The sequence below is a fragment of the Bacillus sp. NSP9.1 genome, assembly GCF_000465465.2.
Lineage (GTDB): Bacteria > Bacillota > Bacilli > Bacillales > Bacillaceae > Bacillus > Bacillus sonorensis_A.
Window position 1 is genome coordinate 4,488,758 of sequence record NZ_CP048273.1, and the last position, 15,753, is coordinate 4,504,510.

Here is a 15,753-nt window from a genome sequence, read left to right on the forward strand (position 1 = left end):
AACCCTCCTTATTCAGGAGGGTCTCTGTCTTCTGTGAAATATCGAAGCACACCTTTATAAATGGAGGCAGCGATTTTATCCTGGTATTTCGGTTTCCCCAGCTGTTTGGCTTCCCCGGGATTTGATAAGAACCCGATTTCGACTAACGCTCCCGGCTTCTCCACATGCTGCATCAGATAAATACCGTGGATCCGCTTTGCTTTCCGGTTTGTATTCTCAAGGTTATGCCTTAGTTCATCCTGAATAAACTTGGCCACCCGTTCATTTTCTTCATACTGTCCATAGAAAAAACTCTGCGCTCCGCTCCATCTTGCTGAAGGAATGGCATTCAAATGAATGCTGATGTAAAGATCCGCTTCAGAGCTATTGATCATATCCACCCTCTTACGCAGATCCTCCGCTTTCCTTCTGCTAAGCCCCCTCGTTTCCTCCGGGGCAAGGTCATGATCATCTTCACGGGTCAGCAGCACCAACGCTCCCTGCTCCTGAAGGTAATCCCTGACTCTCAATGAAACCTCAAGCGCCACGTCTTTTTCCAGAAGGTCTCCACCGGAAGCGCCTCCGTCAGGGCCCCCATGTCCGGGATCAATATAAATGATTTTTCCGCTTAATGGCAGATTCCATGATTTCCAAGAATCATCATTGTTGAATTGGTACTGAAATAAACATAATAAAACGACAAAGCCGAGTAAAAACCCAAGCCATTTTATTTTCTTCTTCATCCCTTTCCCTCCCGCTTGTCCTTATTACAAGATATGGGACAAGGAAAGGAAATATGATTCAGTCCTGCTGCACATTCAAATAAAACTTTTTCCGATTCTCAAGATTATTTGAGGCGGAGTTTGAACCGCTTTTCCCTTTGGTTGAAGCCTTCCTTCCACCAGCTTTGGATAAAGGACTCACATGCATAATAGAGCGGTTCATTGGCAACTGCAATGTTAAAAGCTTCAGACCAGCTGACCGCATAGTCATAAAGTTCATGAAGAAGCTGCCTTTCTTCCTTTTCCGAACGAGCCATCGCTTTTTGAACAGATTCTCCGTGATAGCCGAATTTACCATATTGAGCACCCATCAAATACGCTTCAATCGCAAAATCGATGCATCCGTCATATAGGATATCCGTATGCTTTGAATAGAAATAAAAAAGAGGTGCAAAGCATTCCTCTGCCCTGGTGATCATTTTTTCCAAAGAAAGCTCACAGAGCAGCTTTTTCTCTAAATGAATCTGCTTTTTTTGTTTTACTTCAATAAATGATAATACAGTCCCCATAACACCGCCTCCTTTTTACCCTGTATTGTGCAATCAGGAGCCGCAAATCATGCTTGCCTAAAGAAGGGAAACGGAGGAAGAAGCCGAAAATATTAGGAGAGGTGAGCATGAGGTGAAAGGATTGTTTCAGTATAATTGGCAGGTTCGCGATGAATGGTTTGACTGGTGTATGCAGCAGCCGCGGGAAGAACTTGAGAAGAGGCGTTCAGGGGGTATGGGAAGCATTTTGAAAAATCTCTTTCATATTGTCGATGTTGAAGTGAGCTGGATTTACGCCATATTAGACAAACCGGATATTGCCCCTGACTTTACCGACTTTCAGACCATACAGCATATCATTCGTTTTTCTGAAGCATATCGGCCTGAAGTGGAAGATGCGGTATCCAGCTTTTGCAGCGCTTCTGAACAAAAGCTGATTAAAGCGTCATGGTCTGATGAGGCTTATACAGAGGGGGCTATTTTAAGGCATTTGATCGCTCATGAAATTCACCCTACCGGACAAATATCCGTCTGGGCAAGGGAGATGAACTGTACTCCGGTATCCGCTTCATATGTGGGACGACGCATTTAAAACGGACCGTGATGAAGAACAAAAGGCTCCCAATCCAAAGGATTGAGAGCCTTCCAAACGTCCAAAATTAACGTTTTGAGAACTGAGGTGCACGGCGTGCGCCTTTAAGTCCGTATTTTTTACGTTCTTTCATACGAGCGTCACGAGTCAGAAGACCAGCGCGTTTAAGAGTTGAACGGTATTCTGGATCTGCTTCAAGCAATGCACGAGCGATACCGTGACGGATTGCTCCTGATTGACCAGATAAGCCGCCTCCATGTACGTTTACCAAAACATCATAAGTTCCAGCTGTTTCAGTCAAAGTTAATGGTTGTTTGATATCTTCGATTAGAGCTGGAGACGGGATGTGTTCGCTGATTTCACGATTATTAACGACGATACGACCTTCTCCTGGAACTAAACGCACACGCGCTACAGAACTTTTACGACGGCCAGTACCGTAATATTGAACCTGTGCCAAATTGGTAACCTCCTTTTTAATTAACCGCGAAGTTCGTAAACTTCAGGTTTTTGTGCTGCATGTGGATGCTCAGAACCACGGTATACGTTCAATTTTTTGAACATTTGACGGCCTAGAGAACCTTTTGGAAGCATGCCTTTGATAGCAAGCTCAAGCATTTTCTCAGGGTAGTTTGTACGCATTTCAAGAGCAGTTCTTGATTTTAATCCGCCTGGATGTTGAGTGTGACGGTAGTAGATTTTGTCCGTTAACTTTTTACCAGTTAACTCGATTTTTTCAGCGTTGATGATGATCACATGATCTCCAGTGTCAACGTGTGGTGTGTAAGTTGGTTTATGTTTTCCGCGAAGGATAGATGCAACTTCTGTAGAAAGACGTCCTAGCGTCTTGCCAGCAGCATCAACAACTAACCACTTGCGTTCAATAGTGCTTGCGTTAGCCATAGGTGTTGTACGCATTGAATTTCCCTCCTAAAAGATCTGTCAATTTCAATAAACTTTGATTACGTTCTATTTCACAACACAATAAGTTCCGGGGCTTATCGTGGGGTTGAAATACATACCATATGATATCTTATAACTTTCTGTACTCTCTGTCAAGAAAATGTTACACCTGGTTTAGTTGTCATAGATGACGTTCCATAAGTACAGTCCATGAGCCGGTGCGGTGCGCCCCGCGGCATCGCGATTTTGGGCGGCGATCATCTTCCCGATGTCATCGGGAGAAAATTTACCAGTTCCGACGTCAAGCAGTGTACCGGTGATAATCCTGACCATGTTATACAAAAATCCGCTTCCCACGATTCTCATTTGCAGGCCGTCATCCGTTTCAGACCATTCCAGCTCATAGATCGTTCTGACTTTGTCTTTCACATCGGTTTTGACCGCGCAAAAGCTTGTGAAATCATGGGTGCCGATCAAATAATCGGACGCTTCTTTCATTTTCTCCGTATCAAGCTCATACGGAACATGGTATGCATAGTGCCGTTTAAATACATCCGCATGTCTGCCCCTGTCGATCAGATAACGATACTCTTTTCTCTTTGCGGAAAACCTCGCATGGAACTGCTCATCGACCGCTTCCGCTTTGTTGACGGTTATATCATCGGGAAGCAGGGCATTTAATGCATAAGGCCATTTTGCTTCAGGGATGGAGAGCGTGCTGTCAAAGTGGATCGTCTGTCCGACCGCATGGACGCCGCTGTCGGTTCTGCCGGATGATACGACAGGGATGCGCTCCTTCGATTTGTGAAGGGTCTTCAACGCCTTTTCCAGCTCATCCTGAACCGTTCTTTTCCCCGGCTGAACCTGATAGCCGAAAAAAAGGTGTCCGTCATATGAAATGGTGCACTTCATTCTCATGTCTATATCACCTAAGTCCGCAAAAGGATTAGCAATACGGCAAGCACAACTAAAATCAGGATGGCGGAAGTATCCTTCCATTTCCACGTCAGCTGCCTGTATTTCGTGCGTCCTTCCCCTCCCCGGTATCCGCGTGCTTCCATTGCGGTTGCAAGCTCTTCAGCCCGCTTAAACGCACTGACAAACAGCGGAACAAGAAGGGGAACAATCGCCTTGACGCGTTCTTTGACAGAACCACTTGTAAAATCTACGCCTCTCGCCATCTGCGCCTTCATGATCTTATCCGTTTCTTCAATAAGGGTCGGTATAAATCTGAGCGAAATGGACATCATTAAAGCGAGTTCATGAACAGGCAGCTTCAGCTTTTTAAACGGACCAAGCAAATGCTCAAGCCCATCTGTTACTTCGATCGGTGTGGTCGTTAATGTTAATAGCGTTGTGATCAAAATCAAATAAATAAAACGAAGCGAAATAAAAATTCCCTGAACAAGCCCCTGCTCATATATTTTAAACAGCCCGAGATCGGCGATCACAGATCCTTCCCGTGTCATCAAAATATGAAGCAGAAACGTAAACAGCACAATCCAGATAACCGGCTTCATCCCTTTCATAAGGAAACGGGCCGGAACGCCTGAGAAAGCGGCCGCAAGCAGCGTAAACACGCCAAGAAGCGCATATGTTTCTGTATTGTTTGCAAAAAAAACGATAAAGACAAAAAGGAAAATGGTCACAAGCTTTGTGCGCGGGTCAAGACGATGAATGATCGAAGAACCGGGCACATACTTGCCGATAATAATACTGTCCATCATAGGGCATTTTCCTCCTGAAAGAGCGCTTTGATTTCAGAGGCTGCCTCTTCAATCGTCAGGATGGGCTTTTTAAAGGTAATGCCGAGCGCCTCTTCAAGCCGTTGCTGAAATTTAATCGTTTCCGGCAGGTCAAGCCCTAAACCGGCGATTTCATCTCGCTTAGAAAAGATATCGCGCGGCGATCCTTTCGCTTTTACCGTGCCTTTGTGCATCACGATCAGCTCATCTGCATAGGCGGCCGCATCCTCCATGCTGTGTGTGACGAGAATCGTCGTCAGCTTCCTTTGTTTGTGAAGGCGGTAGAACATGTCCATGATCTCTTTCCGGCCCCTCGGATCAAGGCCTGCCGTCGGTTCATCAAGAACGAGAACTTCAGGCTCCATCGCCAGAACACCAGCGATGGCCACCCGGCGCATCTGACCTCCGCTCAGCTCAAATGGAGAACGGTCTGACAGTTCTTCATCCAACCCAACAAGCTGCAGCATTTCCCTCGCCTTTTTTTCAGCGTTCTCCCGGCTCATGCCAAAATTGACGGGCCCAAAAGCAATGTCCTTTAAGATCGTCTCTTCAAACAGCTGATGCTCGGGAAACTGAAAAACAATGCCGACCTTTTTGCGCAAAGCCTTTAAATGTTTATTTTTCTTGCCTGCTTCGATCACATCTTGTCCAAGGCGAATCTGTCCTTTTGTCGGCTTTAACAGACCGTTCAGGTGCTGAAGCAGCGTCGACTTGCCCGATCCTGTGTGACCGATGACGGCGACGTAGCTTTCTTCCTTGATCACGGCATTGACATCATATATCGCCAGGCGTTCAAAAGGCGTTTTCATCTGGTATCGGTGCTCTACATCTTTGATCTCAATGTCCATAGCTCATTCACCAATCCTTCTTGTGTCAGATGATCGCCCTTCACATCAAGACCGTTTTCTTTCAGCATCTGGCTGAGCTGAAAGGAAAATGGCAAATCAAGTCCGATGTCGATGAGATCCTTGTTGAGACGAAACACATCTTCAGGCACACCTTCGGCATATTTCCTGCCGCCGTTCATGACAATGATCCGGTCGGCTTTTGCCGCCTCATTTAAATCATGCGTAATCGAAATGACCGTCACCATACCTTCGTCCTTTAACCGCCTGACCGTCTCAAGCACTTCCTCTCGCCCCATCGGGTCAAGCATTGAAGTCGCTTCATCAAGAATCATGATATCAGGACGGGCGGCAAGCACTCCCGCAATCGCAACGCGCTGCTTTTGTCCTCCTGAGAGATGGTGCGGCTCTTGATCGAGAAATTCCTGCATGTTCACTTGCTGAACAGCCCAATCTACCCTTTCCACCATGTCTTCTCTGGGAACGCCGTTGTTTTCCAAACCAAAAGCCACATCATCGCGAACGGTTGTCCCGACAAATTGATTATCGGGATTTTGAAACACCATGCCGACTTTTTTTCTGATATCCCAGACCGTTTCTTCCGTCAGTCTGATGCCGCCGACTTCAATCGATCCTTCATCAGGAAGAATCAAGCCGTTTAAAGCGCGGGCAAGCGTCGATTTCCCCGACCCGTTGTGACCGACGATCGCCAGCCACTCACCCTTTGAAACATGGAAAGATACATGATCAAGTGCAGGTCTGTCGGCGCCTTCCTGGTAGCGGAACGTGATATCCTTTGCAGCAATTAATCGTTCTTGATTCATTCGCCCGTCCGGCCTCCTCTCCTCTAAAGCTCCGCTTATCTGACTGTTCTTCGTGCAAAAATATTCCAGTATCTAAAAAAAGGGCATAGATCCAGTTAAAAACTGTCCCGCCCTTCTTTAGACACACAAAATATGTGATTAAACCAATTCGATGATAGCCATTGGTGCTCCGTCACCACGGCGAGGACCAAGCTTCATAATACGTGTGTATCCGCCTTGGCGCTCTTCATAACGAGGTGCTACATCAGAGAAAAGTTTTTGAAGTGCATCTTGGTCTTTCTCTGCGTCCGCTACCTCGTTGCGGATGTATGCAGCTGCTTGGCGGCGTGCGTGTAAATCTCCGCGCTTGCCAAGTGTAATCATTTTTTCTACAACAGAGCGAAGTTCTTTCGCGCGAGCTTCTGTTGTTTCAATTCTCTCGTTGATGATCAAGTCTGTTGTAAGATCACGCAGCATTGCTTTACGCTGTGCACTAGTGCGTCCCAGTTTTCTGTATGACATGTGGTGTCCCCTCCTTTATTGAAATACTCTATCTGAAATAAAAAACACACGAAAATCCTAGTTCACATGGAAACTAGTCAATCGTCTTTGCGAAGGCCGAGTCCAAGTTCTTCAAGTTTCGCTTTCACTTCTTCAAGTGATTTGCGACCCAGGTTGCGAACTTTCATCATATCTTCTTCGGTCTTGTTCGCAAGCTCTTGAACCGTATTGATGCCCGCACGTTTCAAGCAGTTGTAAGAACGGACGGAAAGATCAAGCTCTTCAATTGTCATTTCAAGAACTTTTTCTTTTTGATCCTCTTCTTTTTCAACCATGATTTCAGCATGCTGGGCTTCGTCGGTCAAACCGACAAAAATATTAAGGTGTTCAGTCAAAATCTTTGAACCAAGCGCAATTGCTTCTTTTGGTCCAGTGCTTCCATCTGTCCATACGTCAAGCGTAAGTTTGTCATAGTTTGTAATCTGACCCACACGAGTATTCTCAACTTGATAAGATACACGAGAAACAGGTGTAAAGATGGAATCAATCGGGATGACGCCAATCGGCTGATCGTCTCTTTTATTCGCGTCAGCTGGTGTATACCCGCGACCTCTTTGAGCGGTTAAGCGAACTCGGAAACTCGCATTTTGGCCAAGAGTCGCAATGTGAAGATCAGGATTCAAAATCTCAACATCGCTGTCGTGGGTAATATCAGCAGCTGTTACAACTCCTTCACCCTGTACATCAATCTCAAGCGTCTTCTCTTCTTCAGAGTAGATTTTCAGTGCAAGTTTTTTAATGTTTAAGATAATCGTTGTAACATCTTCAACAACGCCTTCGATCGTCGAGAATTCATGCAGTACACCATCTATCTGGATCGATGTTACAGCGGCACCAGGGAGTGAGGATAAAAGGATACGACGTAAGGAGTTACCCAAAGTTGTACCATATCCACGCTCAAGTGGCTCTACGACAAATTTACCATACTTGGCATCGTCGCTGATTTCAACCGTTTCGATTTTTGGTTTTTCAATCTCGATCATTTCATAAAACCCTCCTTCAAAACGTCGAAACCCCGGAAAGAACGGCTCTCATTCTATCCGAAATTCCCCATTGTTTAGTCCCGTATGTGCTCAGGCAACGAGTGTGCATTCGTTTTATAAATTAACTGTATCATAACCCATTATTGACAGGGACACAAAATCTATACAAACAAATTACACGCGGCGACGTTTTGGCGGACGGCATCCGTTATGAGGAACAGGTGTTACGTCTCTGATCGCTGTAACTTCAAGTCCGGCAGCTTGGAGAGCACGGATTGCAGCTTCACGGCCAGAACCCGGTCCTTTAACAGTTACTTCGAGAGTTTTCAGTCCATGTTCGATAGAACCTTTAGCAGCTGTTTCAGCAGCCATTTGTGCAGCAAATGGAGTGGATTTACGAGAACCTCTAAATCCTAGAGCTCCGGCACTTGACCAAGAAATAGCATTGCCATGAACATCTGTAATAGTAACGATCGTGTTGTTGAAAGTTGAACGAATATGAGCGATTCCAGATTCAATATTCTTTTTCACGCGGCGTTTACGCGTGTTTGATTTACGAGCAGCAGCCATAGTTTAGTTACCTCCCTTGCTTATTTTTTCTTGTTAGCTACAGTACGACGCGGACCTTTACGAGTACGCGCGTTATTTTTAGTATTTTGACCGCGAACAGGCAATCCGCGACGATGACGAATTCCGCGGTAGCTTCCGATTTCGATCAGACGTTTAATGTTAAGAGACACTTCACGGCGAAGGTCACCTTCAACTTTCAGTTTGTCGATCACGTCACGGATTTTACCAAGTTCTTCTTCAGTCAAATCACGAACGCGAGTATCTTCAGAAACACCAGCTTCTTTCAAGACTTGCTGAGCCGTTGAACGGCCGATTCCAAAGATGTATGTTAATGAAATAACAACACGTTTATCACGTGGAATATCTACACCAGCAATACGAGCCATCTCTCTCGCACCTCCTTAAAAATTATCCTTGTTTTTGTTTATGCTTTGGATTTTCACAGATCACCATTACTTTTCCTTTTCTGCGAATGACTTTGCATTTTTCACAGATCGGTTTAACTGATGGTCTCACTTTCATGTGTTTCCAACCTCCTTCAATTTCCGGAGTGCTTTATTTGTAACGGTACGTAATTCTACCACGAGTTAAGTCATATGGAGATAATTCTACCGTAACTTTGTCTCCAGGTAAAATGCGAATGAAGTGCATGCGGATTTTACCAGATACGTGAGCCAAAACCGTGTGGCCATTCTCAAGTTCAACTTTGAACATTGCGTTTGGCAGCGTTTCGACTACAGTACCTTCCACTTCAATTACATCGTCTTTCGCCATTCAAGTGTTCTCCCTTCTTCAAATCAGTAACTTGCTCTCTGACAAATTTCAAAAGAGAAAATCTCAATTTTCCGTTTGTCACACGCCCAGTTTCATTTATACTGTTCTGAACTTCCGGAGATACGCAATCATAAAAGGTTAAATGATTGATATTCTTTTTCTTAGGAGAATGAAATTTACGCTTTTCTCCGTCTGCTATCAGCACATGATGATGATCGAATATATCAATGACAACCGCGTATTGGTCCATTTCGCGTCCTTGCGTAATGCGTACGAACTGTCCAATTTCAGGTGTTTTCCGATTCATCTCATTTCACCTAGGCTTTTGTCAGTATATCAAAACCTGTCTCCGTAATCGCGATCGTGTGTTCAAAGTGAGCACACTTCTTCCCGTCCACAGTTACAACCGTCCAGTTATCAGCTAATGTCTTAACATAACGGGTACCAGCGTTGACCATCGGCTCAATGGCCAGGACCATGCCAGGCTTTAAGCGCGGGCCTTTGTTCGGCGGACCATAGTGAGGAATTTGCGGATCCTCATGCAGGTTCTGACCGACCCCGTGTCCTACATATTCCCTGACAACTGAAAATTGCTCATTTTCGACATACGTTTGTATTGCGTGGGAAATATTCGACAACCGTTCTCCCGGTTTTGCTTCCTGCAAGCCTCTATATAAAGACTCCTCTGTCACATCCAGCAGCTTTTGATCCTCAGCGCTGATCGTTCCCACCGGATAAGTCCAGGCAGAGTCGCCATGATAACCGTTTAACTTCGCACCGATGTCGATGCTGATGATGTCTCCGTCACGAAGCACCCTTTTTCCCGGTATACCGTGAACGAGTTCTTCATTGACTGAAACGCAAATGCTCCCGCGAAAACCATTATACCCTTTAAAAGATGGGATTGCACCTTGCTTTGTAATAAAACGTTCGGCAATTTGATCCAATTCTTTTGTCGAGATGCCGGGTTTGATGTGTTTTTTTAGCTCCTGGTGAGTTAAAGCAACAATCCGGCCTGCTTCCCGCATAATTTCGATTTCCCGGGGCGTTTTACAAATAATCATTTGCCATGGCCCCCGAGAAGCTCCCTTATATCACCGTAAACTTCATTGATGTTCTTTTGACCGTCAATGTTTACAAGATATCCTTTATCCGCATAAAAATCGAGTAAAGGCTGAGTTTGCTTCAGGTTGACCTCAAGTCGTGTGGAAACTGTAGCTTCATTATCATCTTCACGCTGATAGAGCTCTCCTCCACACTTATCGCATACATTTTCTTTTGCAGGCGGATTAAAGACTAAATGATAAGTTGCACCGCAATTTTTGCAGATTCTGCGTCCCGTCAGACGTTCCATCAATGCATCTTTATCGACTTGAATGTTGATGACATGATCGATCGACTTGCCAAGTCCTTTAAGAATTTCCTCAAGTGCTTCAGCTTGAGCGACTGTTCTCGGAAATCCGTCCAGAAGAAAACCTCGGTCACAATCATTCTTGCCAAGTCTTTCCCTGACAATACCAATTGTCACTTCATCCGGAACAAGCTCGCCTTTATCAATGTATGATTTGGCTTCCAGCCCCAGATCAGTTTCTTCTTTCATCGCAGCGCGGAACATGTCTCCTGTTGAGATATGAGGTATCCCAAAATCGTCAACAATCCGTTCAGCCTGTGTTCCTTTACCGGCTCCAGGCAGTCCCATTAAGACTAAGTTCATTTCGGATTCCCCGTCCTCTCTATTTTAGAGGAATGGGCGCATCCCATTTCCTCTAGTGCTTCATAAATCCACGATAGTTTCGTTTCACCAGCTGGCTTTCAAGCTGCTTCATCGTTTCCAGTGCAACACCGATCACAATCAGCAAACTTGTTCCGCCAATTTGTGCAGAAGAAGGCAGCCCGGCAATATTAACGAACAAGACAGGAAGAATGGCAATCACGGCCAAGAATATGGAACCGACAAATGTCAGCCGGTACAAGATGCTCGTAATTCTATCCTGAGTCATTTTTCCTGGACGAACTCCCGGAATATAGCCGCCTTGTTTTTTAAGATTATCGGCCATTTGTTCAGGGTTAACCTGGACAAATGCATAGAAATAGGTAAAGGCAATAATCAGTGCTGCATAGATCGCCATTCCAACCGGATGCGTGTAATCAAACGTTTTTTGGATCCAGTTCGTCACATCGTTGGTACCAAAGAATGAAGCCACGGTCCGCGGTGTAATGATAAACGAAACAGCAAAGATAACCGGAATAACACCCGCCGGGTTAACCTTCAGCGGCAAGTGTGTTGACTGACCGCCAGGAACCGGTGAACGGCCTGAACCTTTCGCATATTGAATTGAGATTTTTCTTACTGCCTGTTGGATAAAAATCACGCCAACGACAATCGCCACAATCGCAACCAATATGATGACAACCTTTAAGATTTGCAAGAACAACTGATCTCCAGCGTCTGTAAACTGCTGAGCGTAGATCTGATTGACCGTCTGCGGAATACCGGCAACGATACCGGCGAAGATGATAATCGATATTCCATTACCAACTCCATGGGACGTAATTTGTTCTCCCAGCCACATTAAAAAAGCAGTTCCGGCAGTCAGCACAATCGCAATGGTCAAATAAGTACCGAATCCCGGGTCACTAATCAACGCGCCGCCCGCCATATTATTAAATCCGTAAGACATAGCCAGCGCTTGAATGAACCCAAGAATAATTGTGAAGTACCTTGTGAACTGAGCTAATTTTCGGCGACCAACTTCTCCCTGCTTAGACCACTCGGTAAACTTCGGCACAACATCCATCTGCAAAAGCTGGATGATGATCGAAGCTGTGATGTAAGGCATGATCCCCATCGCAAGAATGGAGAAGTTGAATAATGCACCGCCGCCAAATGTGTTAAGGATCCCAAATACGCTCATTTGGTCCTGTGCCTTCAAAACTTCTGTGTTTACATGCGGCACAGGAATGAACGAACCGAGACGAAAGACGATAAGCATTAAAAGAGTGAAGATAATCTTATTCCGAATATCCTTCACACGCATAAAATTGGAGATTGTCTTAAACAAGTTAGATCACCTCAGCTGTACCGCCAGCAGCCTCAATTGCTTGTTTAGCAGAAGCGGAGAATTTATTGGCTTTAACAGTTAATTTCTTTTCTAATTTACCGTCGCCAAGAATTTTCACTCCAGATTTCAACTTGCTAATTACACCTGTTTCCAAAAGAAGTTCAGGAGTAACTTCCGTCCCTTCTGCAAAGCTGTTGAGTTTGTCTAGGTTGACTACAGCGAAGTCCTTGCGGTTGATGTTTGTAAAACCGCGTTTCGGAAGACGTTGGAATAAAGGCATTTGTCCACCCTCGAATCCAGGACGTACACCGCCGCCGGAACGAGCGTTTTGACCTTTATGACCTTTACCAGCTGTTTTACCATTTCCAGAACCAATACCACGACCTACGCGGTTGCGCGTTTTGCGTGAACCTTCTGCGGGCTTTAATTCATGAAGTTTCATTAGGACACCTCCTTAGCTTATCGTTTATTATTATTGTTCTTTAACAGAAACTAAATGAGATACTTTGTTAATCATGCCGCGGATCGCAGCGTTGTCTTCATGAACGACTGTTTGGTTTGTTTTCTTTAAACCAAGCGTTCTGACAGTAATGCGCTGATCTTCCGGGCGACCGATTACACTGCGTTTGAGGGTAATTTCTAATTTAGCCATTAATGTTCCCTCCTTATCCTAACAGTTCTTCTACAGATTTTCCACGAAGCTTCGCAACTTCCTCGGCGCGTTTCAGCTCGCTTAAACCTTGGACTGTTGCACGAATCATGTTGATCGGTGTGTTAGAACCTAGAGACTTAGAAAGGATATCAGCTATACCGGCAAGCTCAAGTACCGCACGTACTGGGCCTCCAGCGATGACTCCCGTACCTTCAGAAGCAGGTTTTAACAAGATGTTTCCTGCACCGAAACGTCCGATGATTTCGTGTGGAATTGTAGTTCCAACCATTGGTACTTCGATCAAATTCTTTTTCGCATCTTCTACAGCTTTGCGGATCGCTTCCGGCACTTCCTGTGCTTTACCAGTTCCGAATCCTACGTGACCGTTTTTGTCACCGACAACGACTAGAGCTGCGAAACGGAAACGACGACCACCTTTAACAACTTTCGCTACGCGGTTAACGGTAACTAAGCGTTCTTCTAACTCTAATTTGCTTGGGTCAATACGACGCATATTCATATGTCCCTCCTTCTTTTATTAAAATTCTAATCCAGCCTCGCGTGCAGCATCAGCCAAAGCTTTTACACGTCCATGATAGAGGTAACCGCCACGGTCGAACACGACGTTTGTGATACCTTTTTCAGAAGCGCGTTTTGCAACAAGCTCTCCAACTTTTGCAGCCGCAGACGTATCGCCGCCGTTTTCGGCGTTGAAGTCTTTATCAAGAGTAGATGCACTCACAAGTGTAACACCGTTCACGTCATCGATCACTTGTGCGTAGATATGTTTGTTTGAACGGAAAACATTTAGACGAGGTCTTTCAGGCGTTCCTGAAAGCTTCGAACGAACACGAGCGTGTCTTTTAAGACGTGCAGCATTCTTGCTTGTTTTCGTAATCATCTGGGTCACTCCTTTCTCACTTTAAGCGGGTTTACTTAGCAGATTTACCTTCTTTACGACGAACCATTTCTCCTTCATAGCGAATCCCTTTACCTTTGTAAGGCTCTGGAGAGCGTACAGCGCGAATGTTGGCAGCAGTAGCACCAACGCGTTCTTTATCCGTACCTTTAACGACTATTTTTGTTTGAGATGGAACTTCGATTTCAATTCCGTTTTCAGGAACGATCTCTACTGGATGAGAGTATCCAACGTTTAAAACAAGTTTGTTTCCGGATTTAGAAGCACGGTAACCGACACCGACTAATTCCAAACCTCTTTCAAACCCTTTAGATACACCTTCAACCATGTTTCCGATGATGCTGCGAGTTGTACCATGCAGCGCGCGATGTTCTTTATTTTCAGAAGGACGTTCTACAGTCAGTACATTGTCCTCAATTTTAATCTTCATATCAGGATGAAACGTACGAGTTAATTCTCCTTTTGGTCCTTTCACGGTTACAGTGTTGTCGTTCATTGTAACTGTAACACCTGAAGGAATCTCAAGTAGCTTCTTACCTACACGAGACATACCAAACACCTCCATTCATGTTAAACTTCTTACCAAACGTATGCTAATACTTCTCCGCCGGCTTGCTTAGCGCGAGCTTCTTTATCAGTTAACACACCTTGTGATGTAGAAAGAATTGCGATTCCAAGTCCGTTCAGTACGCGAGGCACTTCGTTTGACTTAGCGTAAACGCGCAGACCAGGTTTGCTGATTCTTTTAAGGCCAGTGATGACACGTTCGTTGTTTTGTCCGTATTTCAAGAAAACACGGATGATGCCTTGTTTGTTATCTTCAATGAATTCTACGTCACGGATGAAACCTTCTCGTTTCAAGATTTCAGCGATCTCTCTTTTCAACTTAGAAGCAGGGATTTCAAGCTTCTCATGACGTACCATGTTTGCATTACGAATACGAGTCAGCATATCTGCAATCGGATCTGTCATAACCATTATTTAATAACCTCCTTCCCATTAACGGGGATTACCAGCTGGCTTTTTTAACGCCAGGAATTTGTCCTTTATATGCAAGTTCACGGAAACAAATACGGCAAAGTTTAAATTTACGAATGACTGAGTGTGGACGTCCGCAGCGTTCGCAGCGAGTGTACTCTTGTACTTTAAACTTCGGTGTGCGTTTTTGTTTCGCAATCATTGACTTTTTAGCCACGATTTCGCCTCCCTTTCATTGATTATTTCTGGAATGGCATACCTAATTGAGTTAACAGTTCACGAGCTTCTTCATCCGTGTTGGCAGTCGTTACAATAACGATATCCATACCGCGAACCTTAGTAACCTTATCATAGTCAATTTCAGGGAAGATCAGCTGTTCTTTAATTCCAAGTGTGTAGTTTCCACGGCCGTCGAAAGACTTTTTGGAAATCCCGCGGAAGTCACGTACACGCGGTAAAGAAACAGAAATCAGTTTATCAAGGAAATCGTACATGCGCTCTCCGCGAAGAGTTACTTTCGCACCGATCGGCATTCCCTCACGAAGACGGAATCCAGCAATAGATTTCTTCGCACGAGTAACGACAGGTTTCTGACCAGCGATAAACGTTAGTTCTTCAACTGCGCTATCGATTGCTTTAGCGTTTTGAACAGCGTCACCAACACCCATGTTGATTACGATTTTTTCGATTTTAGGCACTTGCATCACAGAGTTGTAGTTAAACTTGTTCATTAATGCAGGTGTAATTTCTTTATTGTACTTTTCTTTAAGGCGGTTCATGAGATAGACCTCCCTTCCTTTGATTACTAGTTATCTAGAACTTGCCCAGATTTTTTTGCAACACGAACTTTTTTGCCATTTTCTACTTTGTATCCTACGCGAGTCACTTCACCTGTTTTAGGATCGAGCGGCATTACGTTTGACACATGAATTGGCGCCTCTTGGTTTAAGATTCCGCCTTGAGGGTTTGCTTGTGTCGGCTTAGCGTGCTTCTTCACCATGTTGACACCTTCAACAAGTACGCGGTCCTTTTTAGGGAATGCTGCAAGGATCACTCCTTGTTTCCCTTTGTCTTTACCAGAGATAACCATTACTTTATCGCCTTTTTTAACATGCAT

28 protein-coding genes are annotated in these 15,753 nt (G+C 44.8%); 1 reads left to right on the forward strand and 27 read right to left on the reverse strand.

Annotated elements, in window-relative coordinates; all coding sequences use genetic code 11:
• Nucleotides 1-8: 8 nt before the first annotated feature.
• Together cwlD and M654_RS23090 are read right to left on the reverse strand one after the other, a co-directional pair.
• The gene (cwlD, locus tag M654_RS23085; RefSeq protein WP_026586041.1) at nucleotides 9-722 is read right to left on the reverse strand and encodes an N-acetylmuramoyl-L-alanine amidase CwlD; all 714 of its coding nucleotides are present in this window, start codon (nucleotides 720-722) and stop codon (nucleotides 9-11) included.
• Nucleotides 723-826: 104 nt separating this feature from the next.
• Nucleotides 827-1,270, reverse strand: a complete 444-nt coding sequence (locus tag M654_RS23090) for a YbaK family protein (RefSeq protein ID WP_026586042.1) — start codon at nucleotides 1,268-1,270, stop codon at nucleotides 827-829.
• Nucleotides 1,271-1,382: 112 nt separating this feature from the next.
• On the opposite strand from M654_RS23090, the gene M654_RS23095 reads away from it, so the two are divergent.
• The gene (locus M654_RS23095) at nucleotides 1,383-1,841 is read left to right on the forward strand and encodes a DinB family protein (RefSeq protein WP_026586043.1); all 459 of its coding nucleotides are present in this window, start codon (nucleotides 1,383-1,385) and stop codon (nucleotides 1,839-1,841) included.
• A 67-nt stretch (nucleotides 1,842-1,908) separates the two neighbouring features.
• Here the strand turns inward: M654_RS23095 and rpsI are convergent, their stop codons facing one another.
• From rpsI to rplX, 25 genes are all read right to left on the reverse strand, one after another.
• Nucleotides 1,909-2,301 carry a 30S ribosomal protein S9 gene (rpsI, locus tag M654_RS23100; protein ID WP_026586044.1) on the reverse strand — a complete coding sequence of 131 codons (393 nt, stop codon included), beginning with the start codon at nucleotides 2,299-2,301 and terminating at the stop codon, nucleotides 1,909-1,911.
• Between the two features lie 20 nt (nucleotides 2,302-2,321).
• Nucleotides 2,322-2,759 (reverse strand): 50S ribosomal protein L13, encoded by a 438-nt coding sequence (rplM, locus tag M654_RS23105; protein ID WP_026586045.1) that lies wholly within the window; start codon nucleotides 2,757-2,759, stop codon nucleotides 2,322-2,324.
• Nucleotides 2,760-2,918: 159 nt separating this feature from the next.
• Nucleotides 2,919-3,662 (reverse strand): tRNA pseudouridine(38-40) synthase TruA, encoded by a 744-nt coding sequence (gene truA, locus M654_RS23110; protein WP_026586046.1) that lies wholly within the window; start codon nucleotides 3,660-3,662, stop codon nucleotides 2,919-2,921.
• Nucleotides 3,663-3,673: 11 nt separating this feature from the next.
• A complete protein-coding gene (locus M654_RS23115) occupies nucleotides 3,674-4,471 on the reverse strand; it encodes an energy-coupling factor transporter transmembrane component T family protein (protein ID WP_026586047.1) in 798 nt (265 codons plus the stop codon).
• Nucleotides 4,468-5,337 (reverse strand): energy-coupling factor ABC transporter ATP-binding protein, encoded by an 870-nt coding sequence (locus tag M654_RS23120; RefSeq protein ID WP_026586048.1) that lies wholly within the window; start codon nucleotides 5,335-5,337, stop codon nucleotides 4,468-4,470. Before M654_RS23120 ends, M654_RS23115 begins: the two co-directional genes overlap by 4 nt.
• Nucleotides 5,313-6,158, reverse strand: coding sequence for an energy-coupling factor ABC transporter ATP-binding protein (locus M654_RS23125; RefSeq protein ID WP_026586049.1), 846 nt, complete (start codon nucleotides 6,156-6,158; stop codon nucleotides 5,313-5,315). Before M654_RS23125 ends, M654_RS23120 begins: the two co-directional genes overlap by 25 nt.
• Nucleotides 6,159-6,296: 138 nt before the next feature.
• The gene (gene rplQ, locus M654_RS23130; RefSeq protein WP_020449876.1) at nucleotides 6,297-6,659 is read right to left on the reverse strand and encodes a 50S ribosomal protein L17; all 363 of its coding nucleotides are present in this window, start codon (nucleotides 6,657-6,659) and stop codon (nucleotides 6,297-6,299) included.
• Nucleotides 6,660-6,736: 77 nt separating this feature from the next.
• The gene (locus M654_RS23135; protein ID WP_003178382.1) at nucleotides 6,737-7,681 is read right to left on the reverse strand and encodes a DNA-directed RNA polymerase subunit alpha; all 945 of its coding nucleotides are present in this window, start codon (nucleotides 7,679-7,681) and stop codon (nucleotides 6,737-6,739) included.
• A gap of 174 nt (nucleotides 7,682-7,855) precedes the next feature.
• A complete protein-coding gene (gene rpsK / locus M654_RS23140; protein WP_026586050.1) occupies nucleotides 7,856-8,251 on the reverse strand; it encodes a 30S ribosomal protein S11 in 396 nt (131 codons plus the stop codon).
• A 20-nt stretch (nucleotides 8,252-8,271) separates the two neighbouring features.
• Entirely contained in the window at nucleotides 8,272-8,637 is a 366-nt protein-coding gene (gene rpsM / locus M654_RS23145) for a 30S ribosomal protein S13 (RefSeq protein WP_026586051.1), read from the reverse strand.
• 22 nt (nucleotides 8,638-8,659) lie between these two features.
• The gene (rpmJ, locus tag M654_RS23150; RefSeq protein ID WP_003156543.1) at nucleotides 8,660-8,773 is read right to left on the reverse strand and encodes a 50S ribosomal protein L36; all 114 of its coding nucleotides are present in this window, start codon (nucleotides 8,771-8,773) and stop codon (nucleotides 8,660-8,662) included.
• 33 nt (nucleotides 8,774-8,806) lie between these two features.
• Nucleotides 8,807-9,025 carry a translation initiation factor IF-1 gene (infA, locus tag M654_RS23155; protein WP_003178377.1) on the reverse strand — a complete coding sequence of 73 codons (219 nt, stop codon included), beginning with the start codon at nucleotides 9,023-9,025 and terminating at the stop codon, nucleotides 8,807-8,809.
• Complete coding sequence (locus M654_RS23160) at nucleotides 9,003-9,332, reverse strand: KOW domain-containing RNA-binding protein (RefSeq protein WP_026586052.1); 330 nt, start codon at nucleotides 9,330-9,332, stop codon at nucleotides 9,003-9,005. Before M654_RS23160 ends, infA begins: the two co-directional genes overlap by 23 nt.
• 10 nt (nucleotides 9,333-9,342) lie before the next feature.
• Nucleotides 9,343-10,089: a type I methionyl aminopeptidase gene (map, locus tag M654_RS23165; protein ID WP_026586053.1), complete on the reverse strand. Its 747-nt coding sequence runs from the start codon at nucleotides 10,087-10,089 to the stop codon at nucleotides 9,343-9,345.
• On the reverse strand, nucleotides 10,086-10,739 hold the full coding sequence (locus tag M654_RS23170) for an adenylate kinase (protein WP_026586054.1): 654 nt from the start codon (nucleotides 10,737-10,739) through the stop codon (nucleotides 10,086-10,088). Before M654_RS23170 ends, map begins: the two co-directional genes overlap by 4 nt.
• 52 nt (nucleotides 10,740-10,791) lie before the next feature.
• On the reverse strand, nucleotides 10,792-12,087 hold the full coding sequence (gene secY, locus M654_RS23175) for a preprotein translocase subunit SecY (protein WP_026586055.1): 1,296 nt from the start codon (nucleotides 12,085-12,087) through the stop codon (nucleotides 10,792-10,794).
• Nucleotide 12,088: 1 nt separating this feature from the next.
• The gene (rplO, locus tag M654_RS23180; protein WP_026586056.1) at nucleotides 12,089-12,529 is read right to left on the reverse strand and encodes a 50S ribosomal protein L15; all 441 of its coding nucleotides are present in this window, start codon (nucleotides 12,527-12,529) and stop codon (nucleotides 12,089-12,091) included.
• Between the two features lie 30 nt (nucleotides 12,530-12,559).
• Nucleotides 12,560-12,739 carry a 50S ribosomal protein L30 gene (rpmD, locus tag M654_RS23185; RefSeq protein WP_006640333.1) on the reverse strand — a complete coding sequence of 60 codons (180 nt, stop codon included), beginning with the start codon at nucleotides 12,737-12,739 and terminating at the stop codon, nucleotides 12,560-12,562.
• Nucleotides 12,740-12,752: 13 nt separating this feature from the next.
• The gene (rpsE, locus tag M654_RS23190) at nucleotides 12,753-13,253 is read right to left on the reverse strand and encodes a 30S ribosomal protein S5 (RefSeq protein WP_026586057.1); all 501 of its coding nucleotides are present in this window, start codon (nucleotides 13,251-13,253) and stop codon (nucleotides 12,753-12,755) included.
• Nucleotides 13,254-13,277: 24 nt separating this feature from the next.
• Nucleotides 13,278-13,640: a 50S ribosomal protein L18 gene (gene rplR, locus M654_RS23195; protein WP_026586058.1), complete on the reverse strand. Its 363-nt coding sequence runs from the start codon at nucleotides 13,638-13,640 to the stop codon at nucleotides 13,278-13,280.
• Between the two features lie 31 nt (nucleotides 13,641-13,671).
• Complete coding sequence (rplF, locus tag M654_RS23200) at nucleotides 13,672-14,208, reverse strand: 50S ribosomal protein L6 (RefSeq protein ID WP_026586059.1); 537 nt, start codon at nucleotides 14,206-14,208, stop codon at nucleotides 13,672-13,674.
• A 29-nt stretch (nucleotides 14,209-14,237) separates the two neighbouring features.
• The gene (gene rpsH, locus M654_RS23205) at nucleotides 14,238-14,636 is read right to left on the reverse strand and encodes a 30S ribosomal protein S8 (protein WP_003178355.1); all 399 of its coding nucleotides are present in this window, start codon (nucleotides 14,634-14,636) and stop codon (nucleotides 14,238-14,240) included.
• Between the two features lie 31 nt (nucleotides 14,637-14,667).
• Nucleotides 14,668-14,853: a 30S ribosomal protein S14 gene (rpsN, locus tag M654_RS23210; RefSeq protein ID WP_003178353.1), complete on the reverse strand. Its 186-nt coding sequence runs from the start codon at nucleotides 14,851-14,853 to the stop codon at nucleotides 14,668-14,670.
• 22 nt (nucleotides 14,854-14,875) lie between these two features.
• Complete coding sequence (gene rplE, locus M654_RS23215) at nucleotides 14,876-15,415, reverse strand: 50S ribosomal protein L5 (protein ID WP_026586060.1); 540 nt, start codon at nucleotides 15,413-15,415, stop codon at nucleotides 14,876-14,878.
• Nucleotides 15,416-15,441: 26 nt separating this feature from the next.
• Nucleotides 15,442-15,753 carry a 50S ribosomal protein L24 gene (rplX, locus tag M654_RS23220; protein ID WP_026586061.1) on the reverse strand — a complete coding sequence of 104 codons (312 nt, stop codon included), beginning with the start codon at nucleotides 15,751-15,753 and terminating at the stop codon, nucleotides 15,442-15,444.